The 18,809-nt window shown below is 32.9% G+C and carries 16 protein-coding genes, 4 tRNA genes and 1 rRNA gene; 16 read left to right on the forward strand and 5 right to left on the reverse strand.

Annotated features, from left to right (window positions below):
• The 4 genes from rrf to RD055328_RS02145 form a co-directional block, all read left to right on the forward strand.
• A 5S ribosomal RNA gene (rrf, locus tag RD055328_RS02130) occupies window positions 1-92 on the forward strand; the annotation flags it as partial.
• Between the two features lie 5 nt (window positions 93-97).
• Window positions 98-170 (forward strand) — tRNA-Asn (locus RD055328_RS02135).
• Between the two features lie 75 nt (window positions 171-245).
• Window positions 246-334 (forward strand) — tRNA-Ser (locus RD055328_RS02140).
• Window positions 335-529: 195 nt separating this feature from the next.
• Window positions 530-2,329 (forward strand): heavy metal translocating P-type ATPase, encoded by a 1,800-nt coding sequence (locus RD055328_RS02145; protein ID WP_244087168.1) that lies wholly within the window; start codon window positions 530-532, stop codon window positions 2,327-2,329.
• 32 nt (window positions 2,330-2,361) lie between these two features.
• Here the strand turns inward: RD055328_RS02145 and RD055328_RS02150 are convergent, their stop codons facing one another.
• Entirely contained in the window at window positions 2,362-2,988 is a 627-nt protein-coding gene (locus tag RD055328_RS02150; protein ID WP_244087169.1) for a DNA-3-methyladenine glycosylase, read from the reverse strand.
• Between the two features lie 63 nt (window positions 2,989-3,051).
• Between RD055328_RS02150 and RD055328_RS02155 the strand changes: the two genes are divergently transcribed.
• From RD055328_RS02155 to RD055328_RS02165, 3 genes are all read left to right on the forward strand, one after another.
• Window positions 3,052-3,123, forward strand: a tRNA-Glu gene (locus tag RD055328_RS02155).
• An 8-nt stretch (window positions 3,124-3,131) separates the two neighbouring features.
• Window positions 3,132-3,204: transfer RNA gene (locus RD055328_RS02160), tRNA-Val, on the forward strand.
• Window positions 3,205-3,337: 133 nt separating this feature from the next.
• A complete protein-coding gene (locus tag RD055328_RS02165; protein ID WP_244087170.1) occupies window positions 3,338-4,042 on the forward strand; it encodes a DsbA family protein in 705 nt (234 codons plus the stop codon).
• Between the two features lie 34 nt (window positions 4,043-4,076).
• On the opposite strand, the gene RD055328_RS02170 is transcribed toward RD055328_RS02165, so the two are convergent.
• Window positions 4,077-4,772, reverse strand: a complete 696-nt coding sequence (locus tag RD055328_RS02170) for a hypothetical protein (protein WP_244087171.1) — start codon at window positions 4,770-4,772, stop codon at window positions 4,077-4,079.
• Window positions 4,773-4,898: 126 nt separating this feature from the next.
• Here RD055328_RS02170 and metK point away from each other — a divergent pair, with 126 nt between their 5' ends.
• Both metK and RD055328_RS02180 read left to right on the forward strand, forming a co-directional pair.
• Window positions 4,899-6,086 carry a methionine adenosyltransferase gene (gene metK / locus RD055328_RS02175; protein ID WP_244087172.1) on the forward strand — a complete coding sequence of 396 codons (1,188 nt, stop codon included), beginning with the start codon at window positions 4,899-4,901 and terminating at the stop codon, window positions 6,084-6,086.
• A 106-nt stretch (window positions 6,087-6,192) separates the two neighbouring features.
• Window positions 6,193-7,665, forward strand: a complete 1,473-nt coding sequence (locus RD055328_RS02180; RefSeq protein ID WP_244087173.1) for an MDR family MFS transporter — start codon at window positions 6,193-6,195, stop codon at window positions 7,663-7,665.
• Between the two features lie 9 nt (window positions 7,666-7,674).
• Here RD055328_RS02180 and RD055328_RS02185 read toward each other — a convergent pair whose 3' ends face one another.
• Complete coding sequence (locus tag RD055328_RS02185; protein ID WP_244087174.1) at window positions 7,675-8,280, reverse strand: phosphatase PAP2 family protein; 606 nt, start codon at window positions 8,278-8,280, stop codon at window positions 7,675-7,677.
• 322 nt (window positions 8,281-8,602) lie between these two features.
• Here RD055328_RS02185 and leuS point away from each other — a divergent pair, with 322 nt between their 5' ends.
• From leuS to RD055328_RS02205, 4 genes are all read left to right on the forward strand, one after another.
• Window positions 8,603-11,023 (forward strand): leucine--tRNA ligase, encoded by a 2,421-nt coding sequence (leuS, locus tag RD055328_RS02190; protein ID WP_244087175.1) that lies wholly within the window; start codon window positions 8,603-8,605, stop codon window positions 11,021-11,023.
• 235 nt (window positions 11,024-11,258) lie between these two features.
• Window positions 11,259-12,662 carry a helix-turn-helix domain-containing protein gene (locus tag RD055328_RS02195; protein WP_244087176.1) on the forward strand — a complete coding sequence of 468 codons (1,404 nt, stop codon included), beginning with the start codon at window positions 11,259-11,261 and terminating at the stop codon, window positions 12,660-12,662.
• Window positions 12,663-12,733: 71 nt separating this feature from the next.
• A complete protein-coding gene (locus RD055328_RS02200) occupies window positions 12,734-13,087 on the forward strand; it encodes a MarR family winged helix-turn-helix transcriptional regulator (RefSeq protein WP_244087177.1) in 354 nt (117 codons plus the stop codon).
• A 122-nt stretch (window positions 13,088-13,209) separates the two neighbouring features.
• Window positions 13,210-14,874, forward strand: a complete 1,665-nt coding sequence (locus tag RD055328_RS02205; RefSeq protein ID WP_244087178.1) for a polysaccharide biosynthesis protein — start codon at window positions 13,210-13,212, stop codon at window positions 14,872-14,874.
• A gap of 9 nt (window positions 14,875-14,883) precedes the next feature.
• On the opposite strand, the gene RD055328_RS02210 is transcribed toward RD055328_RS02205, so the two are convergent.
• Complete coding sequence (locus tag RD055328_RS02210; RefSeq protein ID WP_244087179.1) at window positions 14,884-15,708, reverse strand: NAD(P)H-hydrate dehydratase; 825 nt, start codon at window positions 15,706-15,708, stop codon at window positions 14,884-14,886.
• Window positions 15,709-15,803: 95 nt separating this feature from the next.
• Window positions 15,804-16,046 (reverse strand): zinc ribbon domain-containing protein, encoded by a 243-nt coding sequence (locus RD055328_RS02215; RefSeq protein ID WP_244087180.1) that lies wholly within the window; start codon window positions 16,044-16,046, stop codon window positions 15,804-15,806.
• Window positions 16,047-16,188: 142 nt separating this feature from the next.
• Between RD055328_RS02215 and RD055328_RS02220 the strand changes: the two genes are divergently transcribed.
• The 3 genes from RD055328_RS02220 (at window position 16,189) to argS (ending at window position 18,724) form a co-directional block, all read left to right on the forward strand.
• Window positions 16,189-16,347, forward strand: a complete 159-nt coding sequence (locus RD055328_RS02220) for a hypothetical protein (RefSeq protein WP_244087181.1) — start codon at window positions 16,189-16,191, stop codon at window positions 16,345-16,347.
• A 46-nt stretch (window positions 16,348-16,393) separates the two neighbouring features.
• Window positions 16,394-16,753, forward strand: coding sequence for an iron chaperone (locus tag RD055328_RS02225; RefSeq protein ID WP_244087182.1), 360 nt, complete (start codon window positions 16,394-16,396; stop codon window positions 16,751-16,753).
• Between the two features lie 276 nt (window positions 16,754-17,029).
• Window positions 17,030-18,724: an arginine--tRNA ligase gene (gene argS, locus RD055328_RS02230; protein WP_244087183.1), complete on the forward strand. Its 1,695-nt coding sequence runs from the start codon at window positions 17,030-17,032 to the stop codon at window positions 18,722-18,724.
• Window positions 18,725-18,809 lie beyond the last annotated feature (85 nt).

Here is an 18,809-nt window from a genome sequence, read left to right on the forward strand (position 1 = left end):
CACCTGTTCCCATGTCGAACACAGAAGTTAAGCTTCTTAACGCCGATAGTAGTTGGTGGGAAACTGCCTGCGAGGATAGGAAGTTGCCACGCTTTATTCCGGTTTAGCTCAGTTGGTAGAGCACCTGACTGTTAATCAGGTTGTCGTCAGTTCGAGTCTGACAACCGGAGTTATAAAAAAGCATTGAATCTTTGATTCAATGCTTTTTGTTTTAATTAATCAATGGTACAATCTTTATTATTGATGGAGAGTTGTCCGAGCGGCCGAAGGAGCACGGTTGGAAACCGTGTATATGTTTAACGATGTATCAAGGGTTCGAATCCCTTACTCTCCGGTTTGATGTATTCTGGATTGTTCAGAATTATCCATCTTCATATAAAAAGCCTACAAACGTTAATTTGTAGGCTTTTTTATTTTGCGCTACTAAACTACATTTAAATGATACAAATATGATATTCACTTATCTTTTGTTATTTAGAATTATTCCATGTTATAATTTATTTATCAAATAAACGATGGGAGTACACATATGAAAATAAATAATAATAAAGTTAAATTGAGTATTGTACTTATAATCGCATTAATTTCTGGAGTTTTAGAATTCATTTTCCATTATAAAATAATGGCACAATCCTTGATTACAATTCTTGGCTCTATTCTTGCATTAATAATGTTTATAGATATGATTAAAGTTTTGAAATCCGGTAAATTTGGAGTAGATTTGTTAGCTATTACTGCTGTGGTAGCAACTCTTGCGGTCGGACAATACTGGGCTTCATTAATTGTTTTGTTAATGCTTACTGGTGGAGATACATTAGAAGATTTTGCGGCTAGTAAAGCGAATACTGAGTTAAAAGAGCTTCTGTCCAATACTCCTAAAGATGCTCATCTACTTGTTGATGGGAAAATTTCTAACATCGATGTTGATGATGTAAAAGTAGATGATATTTTAATTGTAAAACCGTCAGAACTTGTTCCAGTTGATGGGATTTTGATTGAAGGTACTTCAGATTTAAATGAAGCATCCCTAACTGGTGAATCTGTTCCGGTCACTAAAACTGTAGGTGATTCAGTAATGTCTGGATCAATTAACGGTGACAATTCTATTTCTATGAAAGCCACTACCTTAGCTAAAGATAGTCAATATCAAGAGATTATTAAACTGGTTAAGCAATCAGAAGAAAGACCAGCTCATTTCGTAAGAATGGCGGATCGTTACGCTGTACCATTTACTCTTTTAGCATATTTGATCGCTGGAATTAGCTATTTCATAAGTAAAGATCCGGTGAGAATTGCTCAAGTCTTAGTTGTAGCTTCACCTTGTCCATTGATTCTAGCTGCTCCTATTTCGTTGATTTCTGGAATGAGTCGTTCTAGTAGAAATGGTATTATTGTCAAAACTGGTACAACTATTGAAAAGTTATCTAAGATTAAGTCGATTGCTTTTGATAAGACGGGAACAATCACTTCTGGTAAATTAAAAGTTGATGAAATTGTTAATGATTCACAATTGTCAGATAACGAGTTATATATTTTAGCAGCAAGTGTTGAACAACAATCAAATCATATTTTGGCTAGGTCTTTAGTGGAGTATGTTGGTGCAAGTAAATTAAAGATCGCTGACGACGTTAATGAGGTTACTGCTAAAGGTGTCAGTGGAGTAATTGACTCCAAATTAGTTAAAGTCGGAAAATTAAGCTTCGTTGATTCTAAAAAAGAAAAAATTGGCTTAGAAAAAACTGCCGTGCATATTTCAATTGATAATGAATATGCTGGGTCAATTCTATTCAGTGATCAAATTAGACCTGAAGCGGCTCAAACTATGAATGAACTTAAAGAAATGAATGTCCATAATATAATCATGTTAACCGGAGATCATCAATCTGTTGCTCAAAAAGTTGCTAAAGAAATAAATATTACTCAAGTTTATGCTGGTTGCTTACCTCAAGATAAAATTGATGTGTTAGACAAAACAGCTAAACAGGATAAGCCAATTGCCATGGTAGGTGATGGTGTTAATGATGCACCGTCCTTAGTAGTTGCAGATGTCGGTATTGCAATGGGTGCCAGTGGAGCAACGGCAGCTAGTGAGTCAGCCGATGCGGTAATTGTTAGAGATGACTTATCTAAAGTAACTAAAGCTATTCAAATTTCTAAAGATACAATGCGAATATCTAAGGAATCAGTTTTAATTGGAATTTTCATTTGTATTGGCTTAATGATAATTGCTGCTTTTGGATTTATTCCAACAATTATTGGTGCGTTGTTCCAAGAAGTTGTTGATACTGTAACAATACTTTATGCCTTGAAAGCTAGACGAGATAGATGATAAAAAAGAGTGTGCATTCGCACACTCTTTTTTTATTTCCAACCATAATTTTTTAAGTCGAATTCAGATTTTTTAGATTTAGAAACATAGGGATTTCCTTGAACATAATATCTTAATTTCTTTGAAGTCCAAGGCTCTTTATTATTTACACCAATTCTTGGTGAATTAGTAATTATTTTTGGTTCACGGATCCGCTCATCTGATAGGAATAGTTTGTCTGTATTTAACATAGTTCCGGATAAGTCTTTATCTAAAATTCCAAATGCACGCATCCATTTAGCTGGTCCGTTAGTTAACTCAAAAGGCTGACTAACCTGTCGATTATTATTCATTACGTCTATACCTTCAAGAGGTTCTAATCCGCGAATGAGGATACCGTTTGGATTACCAGAAACTTGAGCGCTAATGTCCATGTCTAAATAACTGTGAATTGAATAAATATATATTGTACCTCCAGATTGATATAAAGGATCGTTACTTGGCGTATGACGTCCATTATAGCTGTGTGCGGCCTTGTCTTTTATTCCTAGATAAGCTTCAGTTTCTACAATTAAACCCGATATAAGTCCATAATTTGTCTTATAAGAGAGAGTTCTACCTAATAAGTCTTGGGCAATTTGTTGAGTTGGTAAATTTTCGAAAAAGTCTTGAATATTCATAATTTCTCCTTGCCTTGTTAACTAGTTATACTATATAATATTTCTTGTACTTAAAACAGATATGGCCCCTTGGTCAAGTGGTTAAGACACCGCCCTTTCACGGCGGTAACATGGGTTCAAATCCCGTAGGGGTCATCTTAACTGGAGGATTAGCTCAGTTGGGAGAGCATCTGCCTTACAAGCAGAGGGTCACAGGTTCGAGCCCTGTATCCTCCATCTATAAAGAAACTAATAGAGAAATCTATTAGTTTCTTTTTTTATTCTCTACGCAGTCAAATAAATTGACAGTTTTTAATATCTAAGTTGTAATAATAGGATATTAAAGTGCTTGCATTATTAGGGGGATAATATGAAAATTGAGTTTTTTCATGATGTGATTTGTAGTTTTTGTTTTCCAATGTCATATAGAATGCATAGTATCAAAGAAGAATTACCCGAAGTAGAAATTATTCATAGGTCTTTTGCTCTGGGATGGGAACCTGACGCATTTGTACAGATGTTTGGATCAAGGGAAGCAGTGAAGCCTGAAGTATTAAATCATTGGGAGCATGCTAATAGAATAGACGAGTTACATAGATTTAATATTGATGGAATGAAAAAAGAAGATTTCTTATTTCCAACATCAAAATATGGCTTAATCGCTGCTAAAGCTGCAGGATTAGTTGGCGGACAAGATGTCTATTGGGAAGTATTTGATAAGCTTCAAGAGGGTCTATTCATGCGTAGCATGAATGTTGAAGACTTAGCAGTGATTCGTACTCTTGTAAAAGAAACAAGCATTGATTTTAATGCTTGGGAAAAACAATTTGAAGATTCTAACACTGTTGAAGCAGTTATGAGTGATTTTGAATTAGCTCAAAAATATGGAATTAATAGCATACCTACACTGATCGTGAATGGTAAATATCTTATCAATGGTGCTCAAAGAAAAGACAAAATTATTGAAACGTTAAAAATGATTCAACAACAAGAAGAACAAGAAAAGAAATTGGTATCTATCAACAATGAAGGTGGAACTTGTAACCTTAAAGATGGAAAATGGGAATGTGATTAAATAAAAAACCTGCTATTAATAGCAGGTTTTTTATTTAGAAAAGTTGCATCAAGCTTAGAAACAATCTTGCCCAACAAGATTTAAGTGAAATATTGAAGAAGTATTTTATTAATATAAATACTAGTAAAGTAGATGCCATTGATATGGCTTGCATTACTGAAATATATTCTGCAAGAACTATTAAAACCACTAACGTAATTACAGCAAGTAATCCAAATAATGATTTATAATTAACTTCAATATAATTTGTAGTTAACGAGAAGGTATTAATTAGAAGAATTAATATAATAATCGGATAACTAATAAATTTTGTTAATGAATATGTAAGAATAATCATTAAAAATGTTGGAGTAAGAAAGTTAAATATTAGATCAGTTAAGAGTGGAGTCGATTTTTTAACATATTTAGCAACAATGAAAAGTAATAATTGAAAAATACTGATAGTTGTAATTAAACTATTAAGTTTAAAGCTGAAAATAACACTTAGTATCAAGAAAATCGTTAAAAATAATATATCGAAATATTTATTAGGATTCTTTGGAATGAAGATATCTTTATAGACATAGATTAGTGCAATAAAGATAATTACATAAATATATCCTTTCATAGGAGTGATAGAAAATCTACTTGCAAAAATAAATGGGAAAAGAATGATACTTGCGATATCAATGATTGTATCGATTAATCTCAGTGACAAAGGTCTTTTTTTATTAATTTTTAAGTTTTTCATATTACTTATGTTAGTGAACTTTGTTTATTACGTCAATCAAATATGTTAATATTATTAGTTGTTACAATTAGGAATCCTGATGGGGTCCGTATAGAGGATCTTCCCTGTAACCGAAAGGTGGATATTATGAAAGAAAAACATTTTTTTACTTCAGAATCTGTTTCTGAAGGGCATCCTGATAAAATAGCTGATCAAATAAGTGATTCAATTTTAGATGCTATTTTAACTCAAGATAAGGATGCAAGAGTAGCTTGTGAGACAACTGTATCTACAGGATTAGTTTTAGTTGTTGGTGAAATATCAACATCAGCTTACGTTGATATTCAGTCTATAATTAGACAAACAATCAAAGATATTGGTTATGATAATGCAAGCATTGGCTTTGATGGCAATACTTGTGCCGTCTTAATTGCATTAGATGAACAATCTAGCGATATCGCTATGGGTGTTGATGACGCGATAGAATACCGTGAAAAAGGTATTGATCCGTTAGACAAGATTGGTGCTGGTGATCAAGGATTAATGTTTGGTTATGCAACCAATGAAACACCTGAATTTATGCCTTTATCATTATCACTTTCTCATAAATTAATGAGAAAAATTGCGCAAGTACGCAAAGATAATGAATTAGATTACTTACGACCTGACGCAAAGGCTCAAGTAACTGTTGAATACGATGAAAACGAAATACCTTTCCGTGTAGATACAGTTGTCTTGAGTACGCAACACAATGAAGAAGTACAATTGGCACAATTGAAAAAAGATATCGAAGATAAAGTTATTAGAAACGTAATTTCTGATGACTTGATTGATGAAGATACGAAATTCATTATTAATCCTACTGGCCGTTTTGTGATCGGTGGTCCACAAGGTGATTCTGGACTAACTGGTCGTAAGATTATTGTCGATACCTATGGTGGCTTAGCTCATCACGGTGGTGGTGCTTTTTCAGGAAAAGATGCTACAAAAGTTGATCGTTCAGCAAGTTACGCTGCACGATATATTGCTAAAAATATGGTTGCTGCTAAAATTGCTGAAAAATTTGAAATACAAATTGCTTATGCAATTGGCGTGGCTCAACCGGTATCAATTCATGTTGATACTTTTGGAACAAGTGAAATCAGTGAAGAAAAAATTATTGCCTGCATTCGAGAATTATTTGATCTAAGACCTGCAGGTATTATTGAAATGTTAGATTTACAAAGGCCCATATATAAACAAACTTCAGTATATGGTCATTTTGGACGTACAGATGTTGATCTTCCTTGGGAACATTTAGACAAGGTTGAAGATATTAAAAAATATCTAAATTGACGAGTTTAAGAGGCGTTCTTTGAAGAAGTATCTTCTTCAAAGCGTCTTTTTTTATGTGAAAAATGGTATGTGAATTGATGTTTTTAATTCATGCTTAGGAGAAATTATGAATCAAAAAAGAGAAACAAATGTAAAAGTAGTAACTGTAGCAGTCTTTGTTGCCACATTTATGACAGCCGTTGAAGGAACAATTGTTTCAACAGCGATGCCAACAATTATTGGGAGTCTGCATGGAGTATCATTGATGAATTGGGTTTTTTCAATTTATCTATTAATGACAGCTTTATCAACTCCAATTTATGGAAAAATGGCTGATATTATTGGCCGTAAGCCAGTATTTATATTCGGATTGATATTATTTACAATCGGTTCGTTATTATGTGGACTGTCTAATTCGATGGAAATGTTGATTCTGTCTCGAGTTATTCAAGGTCTTGGTGCTGGTTCAATACAACCAGTAGCCTTCACAATTATTGCAGATATTTATCCGATTGAAAAACGTGCTCGAGTAATTGGACTTAATGGATCAGCTTGGGGGATTGCTGCAATTATTGCACCATTAATTGGTGGATTTATTGTAGAACATCTTAGTTGGCATTGGGTCTTCATGATTAATATTCCAATCGGAATTATTACTATCTTTATGATTTATTATGGCCTAATTGAAAATGTTGAACGTAAGAAGACAGTAGTAGATTATAAAGGTACGATATTATTAGTAGCGTTATTATTATCAATGATGCTTGGAATGCAGAGTTTATCAAATAAAAGTGTAGTAGTACCTATCACACTTTTTGCAATATCTATCATTGCGCTAATTGCTTTTATCTATGTCGAAAAACGCGCTGAAGATTCCATTATTCCTTTGAAATTATTCACGAATAAAACATTCGTGATTCAGAATATGATAGCTCTTCTTGTTAGTGGTTATCTAATAGGTTTTGAAGCTTACATTCCAACATGGATGCAAGGGGTACTCGGATTACGTGCTTCTCTTGGCGGATTTGCTGTTACACCAAGTTCTATAATGTGGATTATAGCTTCATTATGGGCTGGTTATTTACTTAAGAAAATGGCACCTAACAGAATTATTTATATCAGTTTAATATTCTTATTTATTTCTGCTTTAGGGTTAGTCTTAGCTCCAATTACTTCGCCATTCTGGTATTTCTTATTAGTTGCAACTGTTTCGGGTATGGGCTTTGGTTTAACTATTACCACTACAACTGTTGCTACACAATCTGCAGTTCCTGAAGATGAAATTGGAGTTGCGACTAGCTTCAATACATTAAGTCGTATGATTGGTCAGACGTTAATGGTATCTGTCTTTGGAATTGTACTTAATCAAAAAATGATTAGTGGTGTAGCTGCTAACGATAAGTACACTATGGATATGATGAATAAGTTGATTGATCCACAGACGGCTACTTCATTACCACAAGAATTATTACCTGGATTACGTAAGATTTTGTTTGAAGGACTACATAATATTTACATAGTAGGACTTATCTTAATCATCTTGACATTAGTATTAAACTTAATGGAAATTCGCAACAAAAAATTAATAAGTGACAAATAAAAAGACGACCTAAGAAGGTCGTCTTTTTGTAAATAGTGAGGCAATTATTATAGTGATTGTAAGACTATAAGATAATCCGGCTAAGACATCAGAGAAGTAGTGAACTCCTAAGTATATCCGAGAAAATCCGATTAGAAGTGGCATGATAAATAGGATTATTTTTAACCAAGTGAATTTTTTCTTAGATATCATTGTAATAACAAAAATCAATCCAAGAAATAATGCCATTGAACTGGCTGAATGCCCACTTGGGAAACTGTAACCACCAGCATCAACTAAATGTAAGACACTTGGACGAGGTCTTTGAATAAATTGTTTAATAAGATGGTTGATTGTAGCAATTGCAGATACATTAATTGCTATAAACAAAGCAGGAGCAAACTTCTTGTTGAAAAATAGAGCTAAAACAACAATAGTTGTAATAATAGTGATACTTAATGTATTCCCGATAGTAGTGATGAATTTTATAATAGGCGTAATTGAAGGAGCACTATTATAGATTATATTAGTAATTTTAGTATCAAATAAATTCAGACTGTTTGGTGCGAAATATATTAAACTTGCAAACAATGAAAATATAAGAAAACCAGAAATAGCAGTTATTTTTTTTGTCATATTATATATCCTTTAGAATAATTACTTTACTACTGAAAGCATTTTAAGTAAAATAGATTGTGAACTTGATAGAAGTAGTAAATGTTGATTAACTTTTCAGAAAGTCTGCGGGAATGCGAGCAGATATTAATGACATTGAACTTAGCTATCGTAAGTAAGTTTCAATTATTAAATAATTGCGGTTATCTGCCGATATCAGATTAAAGAGCTATCCATTACTGGGTAGAATTTAGGTGGTACCGCGAGAAATCGTCCTATTGTTTATAAAGAACAGTGGACGATTTTTTTATTACTGTACATAAAAAATTGGAGGACATCAAACGTGACTTATAATCATAATGTTACAGAAAAAAAATGGCAAGAGTATTGGGCTAAAAACAAATCATTTAAAACTACTGAAGATGAAAACAAGAAGAATTACTATGCACTAGATATGTTTCCTTATCCATCGGGACAAGGACTTCACGTAGGACATCCAGAAGGATATACAGCAACAGATATCTTGTCACGTATGAAACGTGCCCAAGGGTATAATGTTTTACATCCAATGGGATGGGATGCTTTTGGATTGCCTGCAGAACAGTATGCTCTTGATACAGGGAATGATCCTGCCGAGTTTACTGAAAAAAACATTGAAACTTTCAAACGTCAAATTAATTCTCTTGGATTCTCATATGATTGGGAAAGAGAAATTAACACAACCGATCCAGAATATTACAAATGGACACAATGGATTTTTGAACAATTATATAAAAAAGGTTTAGCATATGAAGCTGAAGTTGCTGTTAACTGGAGTCCAGATTTAGGAACAGTGGTTGCTAACGAAGAAGTTATTGACGGAAAGACTGAACGTGGCGGTTTTCCAATTATCAGAAAACCAATGCGTCAATGGATGCTTAAGATTACTGCTTATGCAGATCGACTAATTGATGATTTGGATTCCGTTGATTGGCCAGAAAATATCAAAGAAATGCAACGTAATTGGATTGGTCGCTCAACAGGAGCAGAAATCACATTTAATGTTGAAGGTTCAAAGAAAAACTTTGAAGTATTCACAACTAGAGCTGATACCATTTTTGGTGCCACTTATATCGTTATGGCACCTGAACATGAATTAGTCAAAGAAATCATGACAGATGAACAACACTTCTCAGTTGAAAAATATATTGAAGAAGCTTCACACAAATCAGATCTTGATCGTACAGATCTTAATCATGATAAGACTGGTGTCTTCACTGGTGCTTATGCAATTAATCCAATTACTAATGAGAAAATGCCAATCTGGATTTCAGATTATGTTTTAGCAAGTTATGGAACTGGTGCAATAATGTCTGTTCCTGCTCATGATGAACGTGATTATGATTTTGCTAAGAAATTCGAATTGCCTATCAAACAAGTTATTGAAGGTGGTGACATTGAAGAAGAAGCCTATACAGGAGACGGTGTTCACATCAACTCAGACTTCTTAGATGGTTTGGATAAACAAACTGCCATTGATAAGATGATTGAAGTACTAGAAGAGAAAAAAGTTGGACACAAACAAGTAAACTATCGTTTACGTGACTGGCTATTCTCAAGACAACGCTACTGGGGTGAACCAATTCCTGTTATTCATTGGGAAGATGGTGAGACAACACTAGTACCAGAAGATGAATTACCATTGGTATTGCCTAAAACAAAAGATATTAAGCCTTCAGGTACAGGTGAAAGCCCATTAGCTAACTTATCAGACTGGTTGAATGTTACTGATGAGAACGGTCGTAAAGGACGTCGTGAGACAAATACGATGCCACAATGGGCTGGTAGCTCATGGTATTACTTAAGATATATCGATCCACACAATTCAGAAGCTATTGCAGATAAGAAGAAGTTAGAAGACTGGATGCCAGTTGATATGTATATCGGTGGCGCTGAACATGCTGTACTTCACTTATTATATGCACGTTTCTGGCATAAGGTAATGTATGATCTTGGAATTGTTCCAACTAAAGAACCATTCCAAAAACTATATAATCAAGGGATGATTCTTGGTGATAATCACGAGAAGATGTCTAAATCAAAAGGTAACGTTGTTAATCCAGATGACGTTGTTGAAGAATATGGTGCAGATACACTTAGACTTTATGAAATGTTCATGGGACCATTAGATGCGTCAATTTCATGGAGCGAAGAAGGATTAGCCGGATCACATAGATTCTTAGAACGTGTATGGAGATTGTTCATTAATGATGACGATGAAAGCACATTAAAGGATACAATTGTTAATGATAACGACGATATTCTTGAAAAAGTCTATAACGAAACAGTTAAGAAAGTTACTGAGGACTTTGAAGAAATGCACTTCAATACTGCCATTTCTCAAATGATGGTCTTCGTTAATGAAGCGAATAAAGCAAAATCTGTACCACGAGAATATGCTGAAGGATTCGTTAAACTGTTAGCACCAATTGCACCACATATGATGGAAGAAATTTGGAATAAGTTAGGACATGATGAATCATTAACTTATGCTGAATGGCCAAGTTATAGTGAGAATGCTTTGGTTGATGATCAAGTAGAAATTATCGTACAAGTAAATGGTAAGCTACGTGGTAAAGTAGAAGTACCGCTAGATACACCTAACGATATTACCCAAGAATTAGCTCTTAATGAAGAGAATGTTAAGAAGTTCATTGGTGACAAAGAAGTAGTAAAAATTATCGTCGTACCAAATAGAATTGTAAATATTGTTATAAAAGGGTAAATAAAAAGGACTCACCTAAGTGAGTCCTTTTTATTTCAAAAAAATTTCAACAAATCAACATACAAATATTTTATGATGGTGTATAAATAATTGATACGATGAAATATTTACTCAAATTTGATTTGTATGTGAATTAATGAAAATTAAATTCCAAAAAATTTTTAAAAATCAAAAATAGTTTGTAAAAAAATGTTTACGGTATCAACTATAATCAATAGTTGTATAGGTGGTATTTATGAATTCTAAATTTGATGTTCTTTTGTCTAGTAATAGTCGTTACAAGCTGTTAATTTATCAAACTCTTCAAGAAAAAAGAGAGAGTAGTACTGCAATTGTTGAGTTGAAACAACAGATGAAATTATCTGATTTTAAATTTAATAACTTGATTGATGAGTTACAACAAGACTTAGCTGAAACTGAATCATTAATGAATGTCAGTGATAAATATCTATCTATAGAACATTTTTCTTATCATGATTATCAAACTTTACAGTTGTTGTATTTTAAACAATCTATAGCTGTCGACTTATTAATTAAAGTTGGGTTGTTTGAATCTATAACAATTTCAGAGTTTGCGGAATATAACTTTTTGAGCTCTTCTTCGGTATATAATGTTAGATCAAGAGTGAATGAAGTATTGAAGACTTACGGATTAACATTTAAAAATTCACAAATAATTGGTAATGAAAAAAGTATCCGAAGCTTTTATTTTCAAATCTTGTTCAATTATTATGGTGGAATTGAGTCGCCGTTTTCTGAAAGTATAAAAAAGACGGTGCAAAGTTATATTCATGAAATTGAAAAATCATTTACCAAAGATATGACTATTGTTCAAAGAATAAAACTAGAAATCTTTTTGGGCGTTCAGCTTTATCGAATTAAGAATAACTGCTATATTGCTGAAAATGGAATTGTTGAAAAACAAGTTGAAGTTGAAGCTTTTTTCAAACAATACATACCGCGATATTCTTCATCAAAAATCCCAAGCTCGGAAGGGAAGGTACTGTATTTATTCTTGGTTTTGAATTGCTATATCAAAAGCGATATTAGACTAAAACCTACGGCTATTGGCCTTCAACTAATAGAATATTTGAATGAAAGAATTCAGATAGCAAAGATGGATAGTTATGAAGATATTCTTTACAATGTTGATCTAGTTTCACAGAGTTGGGTTCATTTTCAACTTGCAACATCTACTTTTGTTTATGCTGCGGACTTTAAAGTTTTTGAAAAAACTAGTCCTAAGTTGAAGAGCTTGATATATGACTTTGTTTCGCAACTAGACGTTATCGATGGACATAAAATTGCTGAAATAGAAAAACTACACCTATACTACGAATACATGATTAATTTATTAGCAGTTGAAGAGATTCAACTACTGGAAAGACAAATTAACATTTTTGTTGATTTCTCGAGTGGTAAAAGTTATGACCAGTTCATTAGAAATCATATTGGATATCATGGCTATATAAATCTTAATTTGATGAGTGAATTAAACGAAGATACTGATATTTATGTTTCTGATTTTAGTAATACAAATGTTAAATGTTTACAAGTCATTTGGAAGGGATCTCCGACTGACGTTGAATGGGAAGAACTGGTTAATGCCATAGCGTTTTTGAGAAATCAGACGGAGTAATTTTGGGGTATTTAAGTAACAGCTTATTTAATTCTTGAGGTGGAAAATCATAAGAATAAGTGGGTGGCATTATGGATTCAAACACTGATAATATGAAATCATTAGATAACTGGTTCATTAAACAAAGTAAGATGTTAAATAAATTAGATAAATTAGCTAATGAATATAAAATTTCATTTTTACAATATAATGTATTGCTTCATATTAAACAACGGGGAAGTATTTCGCCAACAGAAATAGCTGAAGCGATAGAAACATCTAAGGCTTCTATTTCGCGAATCTTACGAGTTTTGCAGAAGAAAGGGTTAGTTGATCGTAGTTATGGCAGTACTCAAGATCGTAGGAAAATTATGGTTTCCATAACGGAAGAGGCTGAAATAATTATTGAGAAGTTAACTAAAAAAATTGCAGAAATTCAATTTTAATAATCTAAAAAAAGACAAAAATAAGTTTTGTCTTTTTTTATTTATTTAAGAAATTTCAAGATAATAGTTACTTATTGGAATTTTTTGTTAAAATTAAAGCTTGAAGAGAAAGGCTTAATTCTATGGATAACGAAAATAATAAAGTCGAAGTAAATAATAGTACTAGCTCTGATAACTCCTTGGTAAAAGGTTCAGCATGGATGACTGCTGGAAGTATTTTTTCTAGAATTTTAGGGGCTATTTATATTATTCCTTGGAATGCTTGGTTAGGTGGCGCTACAGTTGCCTTAGCTGCCAATGCTTTATATGCAAAAGGATACAATATTTATAGTGAATTCTTAATTATTTCTACTGCCGGAATTCCCAGTGCTATTTCAAAACAAATTGCTCATTATAATGCATTGAATGAGTATGCTATTGGTAATCGCTTGTTTAAACAAGGAATTAAGTTAATGGCATTATTAGGTATAATTTTTGCGGCAATTATGTTTTTTGGGGCTTCTATGATTGCAACAATTTTTGCAGGTGGCGATATGGCAACGGTACCTGTTATTAAGTCATTAAGCGCTGCGGTATTAGTTATTCCAATTTTGAGTATTACTCGTGGTTATTTTCAAGGTTACGGTGAGATGGCACCATCAGCAATTTCACAATTTGTTGAACAGATTGCACGTGTTTTTTACATGTTACTAGCCACGTATATTATTATGAAAGTTCAACATGGTAGTTATGTTGATGCAGTAACACAATCAACTTTTGCTGCGTTCATTGGAGCTGTGGCTGCAATTGCAGTCTTGGGATATTTCTTTATACGACAGTTACCTAGATTACGTAAGCTATCGAGATCAAGTAGCAATATCGTTGAAGTCAATGATCGTAAGTTTATTGCTGAAATTGTTCAACAAGCAGTACCATTTATTGTTATGGGATCTGGATTTGTATTTTATCAAATGTTTGATCAAGCTACATTTAATGCAATGATGAATTCTTTAGGGCACTACCCTAAATCTATGTTAGATCAAATGTATGCATTGTTTGGCTTTAATGCTAATAAACTGATAATGATTACCATTTCGTTAGCTTCGGCAATGGCTGTTGCGGTAATACCTGTATTATCTAAAGCACATGCTCAAAATGATCAAAAAGGAATTGAAACACAAATCACTAAGGCATTTGAATTATTCTTTTTTGTCATGATTCCTGCAAGTATTGGTATGTATGGTGTGTCTAAACCATTATGGATTGTTTTCTATTCTTATAATGAAAAAGGAATCTCAATGTTACAGGTTTCTGCTATGTTGGCTATTATTCTTGGATTATTCACGGTATTGTCTGCGGTATTACAAGGGCTGTATCAAAATCGTACGGCTATTAATTACTTGTTAGTTGGGCTAGTGGTTAAAGTTATAGTTCAATGGCCAATGATTGCTGTATTTCGTGAATTTGGACCATTATTGGCAACTTTTATTGGAATGCTAATTACTGTTATTCTAATGATTCGGTCATTGATTAAGTTATATGACGTTGACTTGACTTCAACTATTGAGAGAGTTTCATATATTATCATGTACTCGCTTATTATGCTTGTAGTTATTTTTGTTACTAATAAGATCCTATATTCTTATTTAGGAATTCCTAATCGTCGGGTTTATGGATTTATTATTTTAATAATTGAAGCAGGAATTGGTGGTCTAATTTATACATATCTCGTATTAAGAAATCACTTAGCTGATGATATTTTGGGATATCAAATGAATCGTTTTAGAAAAATGTTAAGAATCAAATAAAAGCAGCCTTTAATGGGCTGCTTTTTTCATATATTCAGGTAAATGTTTGATTAGTTGCTCAGGTAGAACAACATAATTATTTTTGTATAGTTCATTAGCCAGATCACTGTGGGTGAAAACTGCAGCGTTAATAGTATCTATATTAGTTTTGAACTGGGAACAAAATGCGGCAATGATTCCAGTTAATGTATCACCAGAGCCGCCAGTTGCCATACCAGGGTTACCCGCGATATTTTTATAAATAGAGTTTTCGTGATGAATTTCAGTTTGATGCTTTTTAAGAATAATTGTAGGAGTACTAGATAGGCTATTTATATATTCGATATTTTTATCAGTCGTTTGATCGAATATCTTGATTCCAGATATTCGTTGCCATTCCATCTGATGAGGAGTAAGAATAACGAATGCCTGACAATTATTTAATATTGAAATGTCTTGTGCTAAGGTATTTAAAGCTGTAGCATCAATAATAAGAGTTTGCTTATTGGTTAAATGTTCAATCAAGTTTTTTAAAGAATTAATTTCAAAATTAGCCGGTAGTCCGGGACCAATTGCAATAACATCAGATCCTTCTAGTTCTTTACTGAAGTCTTTATTATAATTAACCGTCATCACTTCAGGAATTGTTATATTAATAGCCGTAAAAACAGAAGGATCAGTGGCTAATGTAACAAGACCAGCTCCGGCATAAACAGCAGCAGATGAAGCCATAACAGCCGCTCCAGCATATTGTTTTGAACCCGCAATTATTAATACGCGACCGTAATTTGCTTTATGAGAATTTGTAGGTCGATTTTTGATAACTTTTAAAATGGTTTTATTTAATTGTTCCATTGCTATTCACCCCCTAAGTGTAGTTTAGAACGAATAATAGGGATGTGCAATTATAAAAAGACCAGTAGGATTGTATTTTCTACTGGTCTTTTTGCTTAGTTCCAACGTTTTAATTTTTTTAACATCATTGGATAACTGGCTTTGATGAAGAACTTCTTAATTACTCCATCATTTCCGTCTTCTATACCTTTGATTCCCCGTGCTTTCATTTCTTCAAGAGTGATATCTGGTTCAATAAATTTGCCATTTTCATAACACATGTTACAATACATCTTGCTACCTGCAGCTAAGTTTTCTTTGGTAAGTGGCATACCGCAACTTTGACAAAATTTTTCCATAAAAAATTCCCCATTCATTTTTTGATAAATAAATAATATCATAATTCAAAAATAAGATGGTTGACAACATTTGTGAAAAGGTTTACATTAAGTAAGATATTTCGCTGCCTTCTAGTGTAACAATCGAAAGGAAGGTAATATTATGATGAATAAAAATACTCGTAATATGAAGAACATGTATCGTATTTCACTCGATACAGACAAACAGATTTTTATTGCAACAGATAAGAATAACGACAATTCCGGTACAGGAATTACAATTAAAGATGCTATTAATTCGTTAAACAAACAAATTGCGTAATAAAAATTTTGGTGAGTGAAAACTCACTTTTTTAATTGGTGAATAAATGAACAAGAACAAAGAAATAGACAATTATATTCAAGAACTAAAAGAAGACGGCGATATTGAATTAGCTAATCGAGTACGAAAGCTAATGTTTGAAAACTTACCAGCTGAATGCGTTGAGCGTTATACATATAGTATGTGTGGATATTATTTAGATAAGCCAGTTATTTACTTTGCAATTGCAAAGCAACATCTTGGTATTTATCCAACACCGGCAGGGGTAACAGCAGCAAAAGAACAAGGATTATTAACAAATTATTCTTATGCTAAAGGGTCAATTAGAATTCCCAAAGATGATGAGAATCTAGATTTACTAGTTAATCAAATTATTAATATTCGCGTTCAACAAATGACTGCATAATGTAATTGTGTAAATTGAATATTTATGATAATATTCAGTTATTGTTTGAGGAATAATCAACTGTTAATTTATAGTGAGATCAGGATAGTGAGAACTGATTAATGAAGGTTGAGTTCGCACCTCGGGTGTTAAATATTAATACTTTTTATGAGTGGATAATATCAATTAGAGTGGTACCGCGGGAAAATCTCGTCTCTTTCAGTTAACGCTGAGAGTGGCGGGATTTTTTTCGTATCAGTCTAAAATTTTATAATTATGCAACGACTTGGAGGATTTATGGATTTTAAAAATTTAGTAGTAGAAGCTTTAGTACCAGTTTTGCCTGATTCAATTAGCAAGGAACAAATTAGTAAGCTGATTGAAAAACCAAAGACATCAGATTTAGGTGATTACGCTTTTCCAACATTTATTTTAGCTAAAGAATTACGTAAAGCGCCTAATATGATAGCTAGTGAATTAGTGGACCAAGTTAATTCAAATAATTTTGAAAAAGTAGAAGCTAAAGGCGCATATATTAATTTCTTTACCGATAAAGATGCTTATTCAAATGATATTTTGCATGCAGTCTTAAACGAAGCTGATAATTATGGTAATTCAAATCTAGGTCAAGGACGTAATGTTCCAATCGATATGTCATCACCTAATATTGCCAAACCGATGTCAATGGGTCATTTACGTTCAACTATGATAGGTAATTCTCTTTCAAAAATAATTAGCAAGATTGGTTATAATCCTGTAAAAATCAATCACTTAGGTGACTGGGGAACTCAATTTGGTAAATTAATCGTTGCTTATAAACTATGGGGATCTGAAGAAGATGTTAAAAAAGATCCTATTACTAATCTTTTGAAATATTATGTTCGTTTCCATGAGGAAGCTGAAGAGAAGCCTGAGCTAGATGATGAAGCACGTTCTTGGTTCAAACGGATTGAAGATGGTGATGAAGAAGCTCTAGTTCTTTGGAAATGGTTCCGTGAAGAATCACTAAAAGAATTTAATCGTATTTATGATAGATTAGGAGTTACTTTTGATTCATACAATGGTGAAGCTTTCTATAACGATAAGATGGATGATGTTGTTAATGAATTAGAAGATAAAGGATTGCTCGTTGAAAGTCGTGGAGCAGAAATTGTTGATTTATCAGATGAGAACTTATCTCCAGCGTTAATCAAAAAATCTGACGGTGCAACATTGTACATCACTCGTGATTTGGCTGCTGCTATGTATCGTAAGAAGACTTACGACTTTGCAGAATCACTTTATGTTGTTGGTCAAGAACAAACTGACCACTTTAAGAAATTAAAAGCTGTCTTGAAGAAGATGGGCCATGATTGGTCTGATAATATCCATCATATTCAATTTGGATTAATCACAACAGGAGGTAAGAAGTTATCAACTAGAAAAGGTAATGTTATCTTACTTGATGAAGTATTAAATGATGCTGAAGCTCTAGCATTAAAACAAATTGAAGAAAAAAATCCTGAACTAGCTAATAAGCAAGAAGTTGCCAAACAAGTTGGTATTGGTGCCGTTGTCTTTCATGACTTGAAAAATGATCGTCGTGATGCTTTTGATTTCGATCTACAAGAAGTTGTTAGATTCGAAGGAGAAACCGGTCCTTATGTTCAATATTCAAATGCTCGTGCCTTAAGTATCTTAAGAAAAGCCGATACTAAAGAGTATGAAGCAGCTGAAAACTTAGTATTATCAGATGAAAATGCTTGGGATACTATTAAGTTGCTTGGCTCATTCTCGGATGTGATTAAGCGTGCTGCTAAAGAATATGAACCATCAATTATTGCTAAGTATGCATTACGTTTAGCAAAATCATTTAACCAATACTATGCTCATAGCAAGATTTTGGCTGATGATGATCAAAGAAATGCTCGTTTAGCTTTAGTAAAAGATGTTTCAATTGTCTTAACTTCAGCATTAGCATTACTTGGTGTAGAAGCTCCAGAAGAAATGTAAACAAAAAAAGACGCAGATTTTTTCTGCGTCTTTTCTTATGCATTGATAAGGGTTAAAATATCAGTATCTAACAGTAATATAGGGG

This window comes from Companilactobacillus sp. RD055328 (assembly GCF_022835675.1).
GTDB lineage: Bacteria > Bacillota > Bacilli > Lactobacillales > Lactobacillaceae > BQUT01.

Coding starts and splice junctions, on each gene's coding strand:
- RD055328_RS02145 (WP_244087168.1), top strand. CDS start 530: ATGAAAATAAATAATAATAAAGTTAAATTGAGTATTGTACTTATAATC.
- RD055328_RS02150 (WP_244087169.1), bottom strand. CDS start 2,988: ATGAATATTCAAGACTTTTTCGAAAATTTACCAACTCAACAAATTGCC.
- RD055328_RS02165 (WP_244087170.1), top strand. CDS start 3,338: ATGAAAATTGAGTTTTTTCATGATGTGATTTGTAGTTTTTGTTTTCCA.
- RD055328_RS02170 (WP_244087171.1), bottom strand. CDS start 4,772: ATGAAAAACTTAAAAATTAATAAAAAAAGACCTTTGTCACTGAGATTA.
- metK (WP_244087172.1), top strand. CDS start 4,899: ATGAAAGAAAAACATTTTTTTACTTCAGAATCTGTTTCTGAAGGGCAT.
- RD055328_RS02180 (WP_244087173.1), top strand. CDS start 6,193: ATGAATCAAAAAAGAGAAACAAATGTAAAAGTAGTAACTGTAGCAGTC.
- RD055328_RS02185 (WP_244087174.1), bottom strand. CDS start 8,280: ATGACAAAAAAAATAACTGCTATTTCTGGTTTTCTTATATTTTCATTG.
- RD055328_RS02195 (WP_244087176.1), top strand. CDS start 11,259: ATGAATTCTAAATTTGATGTTCTTTTGTCTAGTAATAGTCGTTACAAG.
- RD055328_RS02200 (WP_244087177.1), top strand. CDS start 12,734: ATGGATTCAAACACTGATAATATGAAATCATTAGATAACTGGTTCATT.
- RD055328_RS02205 (WP_244087178.1), top strand. CDS start 13,210: ATGGATAACGAAAATAATAAAGTCGAAGTAAATAATAGTACTAGCTCT.
- RD055328_RS02210 (WP_244087179.1), bottom strand. CDS start 15,708: ATGGAACAATTAAATAAAACCATTTTAAAAGTTATCAAAAATCGACCT.
- RD055328_RS02215 (WP_244087180.1), bottom strand. CDS start 16,046: ATGGAAAAATTTTGTCAAAGTTGCGGTATGCCACTTACCAAAGAAAAC.
- RD055328_RS02220 (WP_244087181.1), top strand. CDS start 16,189: ATGATGAATAAAAATACTCGTAATATGAAGAACATGTATCGTATTTCA.
- RD055328_RS02225 (WP_244087182.1), top strand. CDS start 16,394: ATGAACAAGAACAAAGAAATAGACAATTATATTCAAGAACTAAAAGAA.
- argS (WP_244087183.1), top strand. CDS start 17,030: ATGGATTTTAAAAATTTAGTAGTAGAAGCTTTAGTACCAGTTTTGCCT.